The 12,649-nt window shown below is 70.9% G+C and carries 11 protein-coding genes; 1 reads left to right on the top strand and 10 read right to left on the bottom strand.

The window, feature by feature from the left end:
* Window positions 1-262: 262 nt before the first annotated feature.
* From OG488_RS17300 to bldG, 3 genes are all read right to left on the bottom strand, one after another.
* Window positions 263-2,716, bottom strand: a complete 2,454-nt coding sequence (locus OG488_RS17300; protein WP_329230272.1) for a sodium-translocating pyrophosphatase — start codon at window positions 2,714-2,716, stop codon at window positions 263-265.
* Window positions 2,717-3,547: 831 nt separating this feature from the next.
* Window positions 3,548-3,997: an ATP-binding protein gene (locus OG488_RS17305; RefSeq protein ID WP_329230274.1), complete on the bottom strand. Its 450-nt coding sequence runs from the start codon at window positions 3,995-3,997 to the stop codon at window positions 3,548-3,550.
* Window positions 3,998-4,201: 204 nt separating this feature from the next.
* Entirely contained in the window at window positions 4,202-4,555 is a 354-nt protein-coding gene (gene bldG / locus OG488_RS17310) for an anti-sigma factor antagonist BldG (RefSeq protein WP_093799810.1), read from the bottom strand.
* Between the two features lie 79 nt (window positions 4,556-4,634).
* Here bldG and OG488_RS17315 point away from each other — a divergent pair, with 79 nt between their 5' ends.
* Window positions 4,635-7,148: a DEAD/DEAH box helicase gene (locus tag OG488_RS17315; RefSeq protein WP_329230278.1), complete on the top strand. Its 2,514-nt coding sequence runs from the start codon at window positions 4,635-4,637 to the stop codon at window positions 7,146-7,148.
* 10 nt (window positions 7,149-7,158) lie between these two features.
* Here OG488_RS17315 and OG488_RS17320 read toward each other — a convergent pair whose 3' ends face one another.
* The 7 genes from OG488_RS17320 to ssd all read right to left on the bottom strand — a co-directional run bounded on the left by OG488_RS17320 (window position 7,159) and on the right by ssd (window position 12,249).
* A complete protein-coding gene (locus OG488_RS17320; protein ID WP_329230280.1) occupies window positions 7,159-7,560 on the bottom strand; it encodes an Rv3654c family TadE-like protein in 402 nt (133 codons plus the stop codon).
* A complete protein-coding gene (locus OG488_RS17325; RefSeq protein ID WP_405693663.1) occupies window positions 7,557-7,937 on the bottom strand; it encodes a TadE family type IV pilus minor pilin in 381 nt (126 codons plus the stop codon). The genes OG488_RS17320 and OG488_RS17325 overlap by 4 nt, the downstream gene beginning before the upstream one ends.
* A complete protein-coding gene (locus OG488_RS17330) occupies window positions 7,924-8,163 on the bottom strand; it encodes a DUF4244 domain-containing protein (protein ID WP_406466295.1) in 240 nt (79 codons plus the stop codon). The genes OG488_RS17325 and OG488_RS17330 overlap by 14 nt, the downstream gene beginning before the upstream one ends.
* A 138-nt stretch (window positions 8,164-8,301) precedes the next feature.
* Window positions 8,302-9,096: a type II secretion system F family protein gene (locus OG488_RS17335; RefSeq protein ID WP_329230285.1), complete on the bottom strand. Its 795-nt coding sequence runs from the start codon at window positions 9,094-9,096 to the stop codon at window positions 8,302-8,304.
* A 5-nt stretch (window positions 9,097-9,101) separates the two neighbouring features.
* Complete coding sequence (locus tag OG488_RS17340) at window positions 9,102-9,920, bottom strand: type II secretion system F family protein (protein ID WP_329238753.1); 819 nt, start codon at window positions 9,918-9,920, stop codon at window positions 9,102-9,104.
* Between the two features lie 44 nt (window positions 9,921-9,964).
* The gene (locus OG488_RS17345) at window positions 9,965-11,113 is read right to left on the bottom strand and encodes a TadA family conjugal transfer-associated ATPase (RefSeq protein ID WP_329230286.1); all 1,149 of its coding nucleotides are present in this window, start codon (window positions 11,111-11,113) and stop codon (window positions 9,965-9,967) included.
* Entirely contained in the window at window positions 11,110-12,249 is a 1,140-nt protein-coding gene (gene ssd, locus OG488_RS17350) for a septum site-determining protein Ssd (protein ID WP_329230288.1), read from the bottom strand. Before ssd ends, OG488_RS17345 begins: the two co-directional genes overlap by 4 nt.
* Between the last annotated feature and the right edge of the window lie 400 nt (window positions 12,250-12,649).

The raw sequence follows: 12,649 nt of genomic DNA on the forward strand, positions 1-12,649 counted from the left end.
GGGTCCCTTCCAAGGCTCTCGGCCCCGGAACTTACACGCCAAGTGGGCGACAATCAGGCGCCGTGCATCCGATATATATTCTTTTGCAGCCATTTGCACCAAGGGGAGTGAGGGAGATACAACTCACCTGCGCGCTCGGACACACATGCGGCTCCCGCTCTTCGGCAGAAGCCGTGGGGCACGGAAACGGCGGACGGCGCATCAGCATGCGCCGTCCGCCGTGTCACTGATCAGCTGTCACGTGCTCTGTCGCCCTGCCGCCTCACGAAACCGCCGCAGGACCGGTGGACTTGGCGGGGCCGCCTCCACCCCCGTCTCCACCCCCACCGTCGCCCGGGCCCTCACTGCCGTCGCCCACGGCGATTCCCCGCCGCTTGGACACGTAGACCGCGCCGACGATGACGACGATCGCGACGACGGCCACCAGGGCCCGCACCCCTGCGCTCGCGTCATCGCCGTAACTGAACTGCACCACCGCGGGCGCGATGAGCAGTGCGACGAGATTCATCACCTTGAGGAGGGGGTTGATGGCCGGGCCCGCCGTGTCCTTGAACGGGTCGCCCACGGTGTCGCCGATGACCGTGGCCGCATGCGCCTCGCTGCCCTTTCCCCCGTGGTGGCCGTCCTCGACGAGCTTCTTGGCGTTGTCCCACGCGCCACCGGAGTTGGCGAGGAAGACCGCCATCAGGGTGCCCGTGGCGATCGCACCCGCGAGATACGAACCGAGGGCCCCGACCCCCAGGGTGAACCCCACCGCGATGGGCGCCAGGACGGCGAGCAGCCCCGGGGTGGCCAGCTCGCGCAGCGCGTCCTTGGTGCAGATGTCGACGACTCGTCCGTACTCCGGCTTCTCCGTGCGGTCCATGATCCCGGGGTGCTCCCGGAACTGCCGGCGCACCTCGTGGACCACGGCCCCGGCCGAGCGCGAGACCGCGCTGATGGCCAGCCCGGAGAAGAGGAAGACGACAGCCGCTCCGAGGATCAGGCCGACCAGGTTGTTCGGTTGCGAGATGTCCAGGCTCAGCCCGAGCTCCCCGGCCCGGGCCCCCACGTCGTCCACCGCGGTGGCGATGGCGTCCCGGTACGAGCCGAAGAGCGCGGCGGCCGCCAGGACCGCTGTGGCGATCGCGATGCCCTTGGTGATGGCCTTGGTGGTGTTGCCGACGGCGTCCAGGTCCGTGAGCACCTGGGCTCCCGCACCCGTGACGTCCCCGGACATCTCGGCGATGCCCTGGGCGTTGTCGGACACCGGACCGAAGGTGTCCATGGCGACGATGACACCGACGGTGGTGAGCAAGCCTGTCCCCGCCAGGGCCACCGCGAAAAGGGCCAGCATGATCGACGTACCGCCGAGCAGGAACGCCCCGTAGACGCCGAGACCGATCAGGAGCGCGGTGTAGACGGCGGACTCCAGGCCGATGGAGATGCCCGCGAGCACGACCGTCGCCGGGCCGGTCAGAGACGACTTCCCGATGTCCCGGACGGGGCGCCGGCTGGTCTCGGTGAAGTAGCCGGTGAGCTGCTGGATCAGGGCCGCGAGCACGATGCCGATGGCTACGGCGACCAGGGCGAAGACGCGCGGATCCCCACCGTGCGACGTGATGGCCGCATCGGTGACCCCGTCCAGTTCGGCGTAGGAGGAGGGCAGGTAGACGAAGACGGCCACCGCCACGAGGACGAGCGAGACCACGGCGGACACGAAGAATCCACGGTTGATGGCACTCATCCCGCTGCGGTCGGCGCGCCGGGGAGCGACGGCGAAGATGCCGATCATCGCGGTGACCACCCCGATCGCCGGGACGATCAGCGGAAAGGCCAGCCCGGAGTCCCCGAAGGCGGCCTTCCCCAGGATGAGCGCGGCCACCAGCGTCACGGCGTACGACTCGAAGAGGTCGGCGGCCATGCCCGCGCAGTCACCGACGTTGTCGCCCACGTTGTCGGCGATGGTGGCGGCGTTGCGCGGATCGTCCTCGGGGATGCCCTGCTCCACCTTGCCCACCAGGTCGGCACCCACATCGGCGGCCTTGGTGAAGATGCCACCCCCGACCCTCATGAACATGGCGATCAGCGCGGCGCCGAGGCCGAAACCCTCCAGCACCTTGGGCGCGTCGGCGGCGTAGACGAGCACCACGCAGGAGGCTCCCAGCAGGCCGAGACCCACCGTGATCATTCCGACCACTCCACCTGTGCGAAAAGCGATCTTCATCGCTTTGTGCGAAACGGCGGTGAGATCCTTTTCCGGTTCCCCCTCCCCCGGAGTCGCCTCACGGGCGGCGGCGGCCACGCGCACATTACTGCGCACGGCGAGCCGCATGCCGATGTATCCGGTGGCTGCCGAGAAAAGCGCACCCACCAGGAAGAACAGCGAGCGTCCGGCGCGCTGCGACCAGTTGTCGGCGGGGAGCAGAAGGAGCAGGAAGAACACGACGACTGCGAAGACGCCGACAGTACGCAGTTGCCGGGCCAGATAGGCATTCGCGCCTTCCTGGACCGCTGCCGCGATCTCTTTCATGCGTTCGGTGCCTTCGCCGGCCGCCAGCACCTGGCGTGTCAGCAGCTGGGCGACGACCAGTGCGGCGAGGGCGACGACCGCGATGACGACGACGATCAGCCGGTTGCCATCGGTCAGCACTGCGGCCGCGAGTGGGGTGGAGCGGCCGGAAGGTACGGAAACATGCGCCAGTTCTGCGAGTGGGGTGTTGAAGAACTCCGCCATACGTCCTCCTTGACGCTGAGCGCTCAAGACGTGGACGGATTGTAGGGAGCAGAGCCTGATCAAAACAGTGGGTGGTCAATGAAATCGACTTTCGTCCGCCCAATGACAAATGATCTCGGACGCGATCGGACCCGAATGCAGTAATGGGACAGGAGCATGGCCGCATGGAATTTCCGGATACCACTGATCAGCAACAAGGCAAAGGGCCCTGCTCAGCAGGGCCACAGAACGTGATCACACGTGATCACACGATCGCCTCGAAGGCTGTGCCGACAAGGCGGCCCCCGGAAGCCGGAACGAAAAGTCGGGCGAACGGCGGGACGTACGGCTCCGCGGGTCCACGCGTGCCAGGAGCGCGCTCTACGGATGCCCCGGCCGACGGGAGCAGGAACCGGGGGAGGCGCCAGGCAGAACGGGACAGTCGGCCGTGACGGTCCGACGAGGCCCGATGCCGACACAAGGCGGTGGGCGGCAGCACGAGGCGGGAGGGCCGGCGCAAGGCGGGGGTGGGCGGCACGAGGCGGGGGGGGGCGGCGGCACGAGGCGGGGGTGGCCGACACGAGGCGGGGGGGCGGCGGCACGAGGCGGGGGTGGCCGACACGAGGCGGGGGGGGCGGCGGCACGAGGCGGGGGTGGGCGGCAGCGCGAGGCGGCGGGCGGCGGCACAAGGCGGGAGGCCAGCATGAGGCTGGAGGGCCGGCACAAAGCGGAAGTGAGTCGTGAAAGGCCGAACGGCACCGCACCAGGCGGGGGCCGCGAAAGGCGCACCGGATCACGCGAGGCGGGGTGAACCGCTTCGAGCCGGAGCAGGACCGCGCGAGGCGGGGTGGGTCAGGGAAGCACCACGGCGGGAGTCGTCGGCCAGGTCATACGGATCACTCCGCCGTCTGCCCCCGTGAGGACTTCCACGTCGTCGACCAAGCCGCTGATGACGGCGAGACCCATCTCGTCCTCGCTGTCGGCATCCGTCTCCGGATCGTCCGGGCCACCTCCACCAGGCGTTCCCGGGAGGGAGGAGCCGCTTCCCGAAGCGACGAGCCCGTCGCCGACCTCGATGGAGAAGGCCTTCTCGTCCTCGGTCAGAACGACCGTGACGGGGGCGGCGATGTCATGGCTCCGATGCAGCCCGACGGCACGGCTGCACGCCTCGCCGACCGCAAGTCTGACCTCGTCGAGCACCGCCTCGTCGACGCCGGCCCGGCGCGCCACGGCGGCTGCCACGAGGCGGGCCGTCCTGACGTGTTCAGGCTGAGCGCTGAAGCGGAGTTCAACGGTTGGCATGCCATCCCCCTCGAACGTATGGGCGTGCGTCTCAGGGGCCCGGGCGTGGCGCCCGGTACCCCTGCTCATTCTCCTCCAGGAACCGACGAAGCCGGCAGCCGACCACATGGTCGACCACCTGCCCCTGGCGGCCCGCCTGCTGCCGCCTGCCGGTCCGTCACTGCGTGCCTGTCGGCCTGGGAGCTGCCGGCCTGCACCCGACCGTCAGTCGGTAGCCGCGACAGCCTCGTCGACCGAGGTGTGAATGGGAAACACCTTGGTCAGACCTGTGATCCGGAAGATCTTGAGAATGCGCTCCTGGTTGCAGACCAGGCGCAGCGAGCCCTCATGGGCCCGGACACGCTTCAAGCCGCCCACGAGCACGCCGAGGCCGGTGGAGTCGAGGAAGTCGACGCCTTCCATGTCGACAACCAAGTGGTAGCTGCCGTCATTCACCAACTCGACCAACTGCTCGCGCAGCTTGGGCGCGGTATACACATCAATCTCGCCACCGACCTCGACGACCGTACGGTCGCCACCAGGGCCGGACACATTGCGAGTCGACAGGGACAGGTCCACGGATCCTCCAGCACCTTGCTATCGAGCGGTCGCCCCTCGGTCTCCCCGACGGAGGCCAGGGGACGGATCGCCAGCCGCGATGGCATTCAATCACTTACCAGCAGCCATGCACGACGCCTTGGGACCATTGTCCGTCACGCCAGTGACACACTCGGTGCCGATGGCCAAGAATCACCGCCCCAGTCGACCACCCGAGAACGCGGGCTCGCGCCCCTCTCCCACGGTGGTTCTCGACCGGCTCGCCGCAGCGGCGGGCCGGGCAGCGCGCATCACTCATACGGAGCACTTGCCCCCGCGTGCGGGAACCCATGCCATCTGGCCGGATCGCATCCGGCCAGAAGTGATCTCGGCAATCAGCCGGGCCGGAATCGACCATCCGTGGACCCACCAGGCCGCCGCCGCCGAACACGCACTTGACGGCGAGTCCGTCGTCATCGCCACAGGGACGGCGTCCGGCAAGTCGCTCGCCTACCTCGCTCCGGTACTGAGTACCCTCCTCGACGGCTCGCATGCCCCGAACGGCCGAGGCACGACCGCCCTGTACCTCGCCCCCACCAAGGCACTGGCCGCCGACCAGCGTCGCGCGGTGAAGGCGCTGGCGGCGCCCCTCGGCTCCGCCGTCCGGCCGGCGGTCTACGACGGAGACACGCCGGTCGAAGAACGCGAATGGGTGCGTCAGTACGCCAATTACGTCCTGACCAACCCCGACATGCTCCATCGGGGCATCCTCCCGTCCCACCCCCGCTGGGCCTCCTTCCTCCGCTCCCTGCGCTTCGTCGTCATCGACGAGTGCCACACCTACCGAGGCGTCTTCGGCTCCCACGTCGCCCAGGTGCTGCGCCGTCTCCGCCGCCTATGCGCCCGCTACGGCTCCGATCCCGTCTTCCTGCTCGCCTCGGCCACCGCGGCGCAGCCCTCGGTCGCCGCCGGCCGCCTGACGGGCCTGCCCGTCAAGGAGGTCTCCGACGACGCCTCGCCCCGGGGCGAGATGGTCTTCGCCCTCTGGGAACCGCCGCTGACCGAGCTGCACGGCGAGAAGGGGGCTCCCGTACGCCGTACCGCCACAGCCGAGACCGCCGATCTCCTGACCGACCTGACCCTCCAGGGCGTGCGGTCGGTCGCCTTCGTGCGCTCGCGGCGCGGCGCCGAACTCATCTCCGTCATCGCCAAGGAACGGCTGGCAGAGGTGGACCGCTCGTTGCCCGGGCGTGTCGCCGCCTATCGCGGCGGTTACCTGCCCGAGGAGCGCCGGGCCCTGGAACGAGCCCTGCACTCCGGGGAACTGCTCGGACTGGCCGCGACAACCGCCCTGGAGCTCGGCATCGACGTCTCGGGGCTCGACGCCGTCGTCATCGCCGGCTACCCGGGCACCCGGGCCTCCCTCTGGCAGCAGGCCGGGCGTGCCGGGCGCGCGGGTCAGGGCGCCCTCGCCGTCCTCGTCGCCCGTGACGACCCGCTGGACACCTTCCTCGTCCACCACCCCGAGGCGCTCTTCCAGCAGCCCGTGGAGTCGACCGTCCTGGATCCGGACAACCCGTACGTCCTCGCCCCGCACCTGTGTGCCGCGGCGGCGGAAATGCCTCTCACCGAAGACGACATCGCGCTCTTCGGTCCGGCTGTGCCCGAACTCCTGCCGCAGCTCGAAGCCGCGAAGCTGCTGCGGAGGCGGACGACAGGCTGGCACTGGACACGTCGCGAGCGCGCCGCCGACCTCACCGACATCCGCGGCGGCGGCGGTCGCCCGATCCAGATCGTCGAGGAGGGCACCGGCCGTCTGCTCGGAACCGTTGACGAAGCAGCCGCACACACCGCCGTGCACGAGGGCGCCGTCCACCTCCATCAGGGCCGGACGTACCTGGTCCGAAAGCTGGATCTGGAGGATTCGGTGGCGCTGGTGGAGGAAGCTGCCCCTCCGTATTCGACCAACGCCCGCGACACGACCGCGATCGCCGTGCTGGAGACCGACACCGAGATCCCCTGGGGCTCCGGGCGGCTCTGCTTCGGCTCCGTCGAGGTCACCAACCAGGTCGTCTCCTTCCTGCGCCGCCGGCTGATCACCGGAGAGGTCCTGGGCGAGACCAAGCTCGACCTGCCGCCCCGCACCCTGCGCACCCGTGCCGTGTGGTGGACGATCACCGAGGACCAGCTCGATGCGGCCCGGATCGGCCCCGAGATCCTCGGAGGTGCCCTCCACGCCGCCGAACACGCCTCCATCGGGATGCTGCCCCTCTTCGCCACCTGTGACCGCTGGGACATCGGTGGTGTCTCCGTCCCGCTGCACCCCGACACGCTCCTTCCCACGGTGTTCGTCTACGACGGCCACCCGGGAGGTGCCGGCTTCGCGGAGCGCGCCTTCCACACCGCCCGTACGTGGCTCACGGCCACACGTCAGGCCATCGCGTCCTGCGAGTGCGAGGCGGGCTGCCCTTCCTGCATCCAGTCCCCCAAGTGCGGGAACGGCAACGAGCCCCTGCACAAACGAGGCGCTGTTCGCCTCCTCACCGAACTGCTCAGAACCGCGCCACCGGATCTCGGGGAAAGGCCCCGGCCGCAGACCTCCCAGGAGCCCGGCCCGGAAGGAGCTGAGGGCTGAGGGCATCCGCCTACCCACGGTCCGCGGCGGACAACGCCACCGCCGCGCGCAGCGCCGGCACGGGGATCTCCGCCGGCCCCGCCCTCGACCGGACCGCCGGTGCGTACGGACCGAAGCGCGCACGGGCCGTCACGTCGGCGATCTCGCCCCGGACCCCGCAGCGCACGATCTCCGCTCCCTGGGCCTCAGCGACCTCTCTCGCCGCCCGGCACGCCGTTCCCGCGCCTCGCAGCGCCTGGTCGGCTGCGGCGAGCGCCGCCAGATCCGCCGCACCACCGGCTCTGTGCCGCACGGCCACAGCCTGGCCGAGAGCGAGCACCACGGCGAACACCGCGCAGAGCGTCGCCGTCGTGACGGCGGCCCAGACCGTCGCCAGCCCTTGGTCCCCCGTGCCACCCCTCGGCCTCCTCACAGGTCGGCTCCCACCGTCTCCTCGGCCAGAGCGACCGCCTCGGCGCTCAGAGTCAGGGCCAGTGGGCCGGGCCCCGGCGTCGGCGCCTCCACCCGTACCCGCCACAACTCCCCGACCCGCTCCACCGCGACCCGGGCCCTGCCAGGCGCCGCTTCCCGCGCCGCGGTCCGTACCGCGTGTTCCGGCTCAGACCGGGCCGCAGCCCGCGCTCCTGCCCGTGCGGCGTCCACACAGCGAATCTGATCCGCGGCCGCCGCCAGCGCCCAGACGAGAGCGAGCACGAAGGCCACCAGCACAGGGAGAGCCATGGCGGCCTCCGCCGTCACCGCGCCGCCGTCACGGCACCGGCCCCTCCGCCGCACCTCAGAACTTCGCATCGAGGGCGTCCTTGATCAGCGACTGGAGCGCCGACAACACCGCTCCGCTGGTCACCACCTTGTAGAGGACCGCCGCGAAGGCGCAGGCGGCGATGGTCCCCACCGCGTACTCGGAGGTCGTCATCCCCCGGTCGAGGCAGACGCGCCGGGCACTCCTGCCGAACCTCGCCTCCCAGATTCGGCGCAGCCCACGCAGCCCACGTTGAAACAGCCACACCGCTTTCATTCCAACCCCCATGGTCAGATCTCATGGTCAGATCTCGCGTCGTCTCGTTCGGAACTTCGGTCAAGGTCGAGGTCGAGGTCGAGCACTACGAACAGGCCGGGCCACGGTCCGGGGGGAGCTTCGGGAGCTTCCGCCCGTTCAGTTGCCGTGCAGCAGCCCCGTCGCAAGTCCGATCACCACCGGTGCCACACCCACCGCCAGAAAGGCGGGCAGAAAGCAGAGCCCCACCGGCGCGGTGATCAGCACACCCGCCCGCTGCGCCCGTGCCACGGCCGCACTCGCCCGCTCGGCACGCATCTCATCGGCGATCCGGGACACGGGCTCCGCCGCAGGCGCTCCCGTAGTCGCGGCGCGCTCCAGGCAGCGGGCCAAGGGCGCGGCGCCGGGTATCTCCCCGAACCGCCCCCACGCCTCGGCCGGTTCACCGCCGAGCAGGAGCTCGGCCGCCGTACGGGCCAGCTGTTCGCCGACCGGGCCGGCCATGGATTCACCGACCGCCTCCGCCGCGTCCCTCGGTCCGGCACCCGCCGAGATGCAGGACGCCAACAGATCCGCTGCGAGGGGCAGCTGCCGAGCGACCGAGGCAGCCTCCGCGTCCCGGGCGACGGCCTGCCGCCCTCTCCTGGTGTCGTGCCACCACCGCACTCCGAACGCCACCACGAGGCCGACCACGCAACCGGCCGGTCCGCCGACGAGGATCCAACCGGTCGCCCAGGCCGTCAGGAAGACCATCCACCGCCGGGCGCTGCTTCCGCCCGACGCCGTCAGGCCGGGCCACCCCCGCTTCCTCGCGCTCGGGCGGCAGTCGGTCAGCAGCGCACCCCGCCTCCGCACGGCCCGCTCACGCCGTCGGGTGGTGATCAGCAGGGCGAGATACGCGGCTGTGCCCAGCACCGTGCCGGCAGTTCCCAGGCTCTCCGCCGGACCAGGCATCCCGTTCACGCCTCCGCCGCCCGTACGATCCGCGCGGCCCAGACGAGGCCCGCGGCCTCCAGGAGGCCTCCCGCCGCCAAACAGACGAGTCCGCCCGGGCTGTGCAGCAGAACCCGCAGGGGGTCCGCCCCGAGCGCCGCCCCCAGCCCCATCCCCATCACGGGAAGCAACGCCAGGACCGCGACCGTCGACCACGCCCCTGCCAATTGCGCCCGCAGCTCCTCCCGTCGGCGCCTCTCGCCCCGCAGCGCACTCTCCAGACGCGCCAGACCTGCCGCGAGCCCCGCTCCGCCATCCACGGCCACACGCCAGCAGGCCGCCATCCCCGCCAGACCGTCGAGACCGGGGCCGCTCGCCGCCTGACGCAGCGCGCCGGGCACGTCGCCGCCGAACCGCGCAGCGGCCAGTACAGCGGACTCGGCCGCTCCCAGCGCTCCGGCGCCCCGTGCGGCGGCGAGCAAGGCCTCTCCGGGCTCACGCCCCGCGCGCAGCTCGCCCACCACGGCGCCACAGAGTGACATCACCGCGTCGGTCGCCTGCTCACGCCCACGCCGCCGTGCTCTCCGTCGCCGCCACCGCCTCACTAGCGGGATCGCCACGGCTCCCGCGAGAAGGGGGAGCACCGAGTCGCCCAGCGCAGCGAGAAGGGCCGCCACAGGGGCACACAGCCATTCCTTCCGCCCCTCGAAGAGCGTGCGCAGCATCCCCCCGGCCGCAGGGACCCACCGCGCATCCCGTCCTTGTCGCATCAGAGCCCGCGCTCGTCGTGCCCCCGGGTCCCGCGCCACAGCCAAACCCCCTGCCAGTCCCGTGCAACCCGCCATGACCCAGCCGGGGATCTGCGTCAGGCAGCCGGAGCCCGCCCCCGTCACGCTCGCTCCCCGAGCAGCGCGCCGAGCCGATCCCGGCCCGGCTCGGGCTCGAATCCCTCCGCGCCCCAGCGAAGCGCGGGCACCGTGACGACCAGACCTGCGGAATCCCGCTCGAGCACATGCACTTCGGCAAGCCTCCGCTGCCCGTCCCTGTCCCGTACCAGGTGAAGGACCACGGACAGCGCCGCCGCGACCTGGCTGTGCAGGGCCGCCCGATCGAGACCAGCAGCAGTACCCAAGGCCTCCAGGCGCGCCGGAACATGCTCGGCCGCGTTGGCGTGGACCGTGCCGCACCCACCTTCGTGTCCGGTGTTGAGCGCGGCCAGGAGCTCTGTCACCTCCGCGCCTCGGACCTCTCCCACCACAAGCCGGTCGGGCCGCATACGCAGTGCCTGGCGCACGAGGTCCCGCAGCGTCACCTGCCCGGCGCCTTCCTGGTTGGCGGGACGCGACTCCAGGCGGACCACGTGCGGGTGGTCCGGGCGCAACTCCGCCGAATCCTCGGCCAGCACGATGCGCTCCCGCCGCCCCACCGCTCCCAGCAGGCTCGAGAGGAGAGTCGTCTTCCCCGCCCCCGTCCCTCCACTGATCAGATAGGAGACCCGGGCCTCGACCAGCGCGGCCAGGAACCGGTCACCACCGGGCGGGACCGTCCCCGCTGCCACCAGCTCCGCCAGCGTGAAGGCCCTGGGCCGCACCACCCGCAGCGACAGGCACGTCGAACCGACGGACACCGGCGGCATAACCGCATGCATACGCGTCCCGTCCGGCAGGCGGGCGTCCACCCATGGCCTGGCGTCGTCCAGCCGGCGGCCCGCTACCGCGGCAAGCCTCTGAGCCAGCCTCCGGACGGCCGCCGCATCCCGAAAGGTGACCTGCGTCAGCTCGAGTCCACCGCCGCGGTCCACCCACACGCGGTCCGGAGCGGAAACCAGCACATCGGTCACCGCCGGATCGGCCAGCAGGCACTCGAGCACTCCGGTGCCGACCAGTTCGCCCCGCAGCTCCTCGGCCGCACCGAGGACTTCCGCGTCGCCGAGCAGGCGTCCCTGTTCCCTCAGGGCTGCGGCCACCCCGGCCGGAGTGGGCGCCGCACCGCTCCGGGCCAGCCGTTGGCGTACGGCGTCGAGCAACGCGTCAGTCATGATGTCCCGCCCCCGGACGCCCACGCCGGGGCAGCGTCGAAGCGACCCGGTGGATCCGCCAGGTCCCAGAAAGCCGCGCAGAAGCGAGCCAGTGCGCCACGGGAACTGCCGCCGGGGGGCACGCCGTTGTCCTGGTCCGCGGGCAACCCCGCCTCCATGGGCAGTTCACCGACGAGAGGAAGCGCCAGTGCCTGCGCCACCCACTGCTCGTCCAGACCTGTCGTGTAGGGCCCCCTGGTGACGACCCGCAGGTCTTCCAGGACCATGCCGACCGCCGAGGCCACGCGTTGCGCCGCCGCGACCGCTCTCAGCTCACCGGGCACGACGAGCAGCCCGACATCCAGCTGCGCGAGAGCCTCGGCCACGCCTTCGTCGACCCGACGCGGCAGATCCACGACGACGACCCCGCCGAGCCGACGCGCTGCGGCGAGTACCGACCGCATGGCCTGTGGCGGCACGACCACCTCGTCGCCCCGACCCCAACTGAGCACACGCAGCCCGTGCAACGCAGGCAGTGACTCCTCCAGCGCCCCTCCGCCCACCCTTCCCTTCGAACGGGCGAAATCCGGCCAGCGCAAGCCTTCGGATTCCTCACCACCGAGCAACACGTCGATGCCACCGCCCAAGGGGTCACCATCGACCAGCATCGTCCGCCGACCCGATCGCGCCGCCGACACCGCCAGCGCACAGGCCAGCGTGGACGCGCCGGCGCCGCCACGCCCCCCGATCACTCCCACTGTGAGCGCGGTCCTGCCCACACCTTCCACCGCGTTGGCGATCTGGTCGACGAGCCAGCTCTCGGAATCGGGCAGCCTCAGCACGTAATCGGCCCCGACCTCGACCGCGCGGCGCCATACATCAGGGTCGTCCTGGTCCCTCCCGACGAGCATGACGCCGGGCCGGCGGGACACTCCCCGGCACCGCTGCACCGCGTCGTCACCCACCAGGACGATCGGAGCCCGCTCCCAGCCACCCCTCTCCCCCGGAGGCCCGTGGTGCACCTCGGGTACCGCTCCGGCCGCAGCACACAGCCGGAGCAGATCATCGAGCAGATCCGCGTCCTCGGTCACGATCAACGGCCCGCCCCGCTGCCCTTCGGCGCTCGGCAGGTCCTCCCCTGCGATAGATCCAGCCACGATCTCCGCCCCCTTCTCCCTGTCCCTTCAGTGCGGTTTCGCGGGGATCTCGAACGCTTCCGAGATGCGCGATTCCGGAACCCACGGACTTCGCGGGTGGAATCACCATGCAGCCGCTCGGAAAAACTTGTGGATCTTGCTCAAGAACTGTGGAGAACTCCAGCGCTGTGAATAACTCCATAGCTCGAACAGGGGACTTTCGGAGCGCACCTCTTCCACTACGCACAGTGACGGTGCATGATCGGGTGGATCACCGGAAGAGGAGTGGGAGCGTCAAGGGCACTGCGGGAAGGCGAGCCCGACCCCCTGCCGAAAACGCATCCGGACATGCGACGACCCCCGCCGGGGGGGAGAGCGGGGGTCGTCCCCACGGCCGACTCGGGGGGGGAGGAGTCGGACC

Origin of the sequence: Streptomyces sp. NBC_01460, assembly GCF_036227405.1 — a bacterium.
Lineage (GTDB): Bacteria > Actinomycetota > Actinomycetes > Streptomycetales > Streptomycetaceae > Streptomyces.

What these genes read in the sequence shown, in the direction of transcription:
- OG488_RS17300 (WP_329230272.1), bottom strand. Translation starts at nt 2,716, where the DNA reads ATGGCGGAGTTCTTCAACACCCCACTCGCAGAACTGGCGCATGTTTCC.
- OG488_RS17305 (WP_329230274.1), bottom strand. Translation starts at nt 3,997, where the DNA reads ATGCCAACCGTTGAACTCCGCTTCAGCGCTCAGCCTGAACACGTCAGG.
- OG488_RS17315 (WP_329230278.1), top strand. Translation starts at nt 4,635, where the DNA reads ATGGCATTCAATCACTTACCAGCAGCCATGCACGACGCCTTGGGACCA.
- OG488_RS17325 (WP_405693663.1), bottom strand. Translation starts at nt 7,937, where the DNA reads ATGCGAAGTTCTGAGGTGCGGCGGAGGGGCCGGTGCCGTGACGGCGGC.
- OG488_RS17330 (WP_406466295.1), bottom strand. Translation starts at nt 8,163, where the DNA reads ATGAAAGCGGTGTGGCTGTTTCAACGTGGGCTGCGTGGGCTGCGCCGA.
- OG488_RS17335 (WP_329230285.1), bottom strand. Translation starts at nt 9,096, where the DNA reads ATGCCTGGTCCGGCGGAGAGCCTGGGAACTGCCGGCACGGTGCTGGGC.
- OG488_RS17340 (WP_329238753.1), bottom strand. Translation starts at nt 9,920, where the DNA reads ATGGCGGGTTGCACGGGACTGGCAGGGGGTTTGGCTGTGGCGCGGGAC.
- OG488_RS17345 (WP_329230286.1), bottom strand. Translation starts at nt 11,113, where the DNA reads ATGACTGACGCGTTGCTCGACGCCGTACGCCAACGGCTGGCCCGGAGC.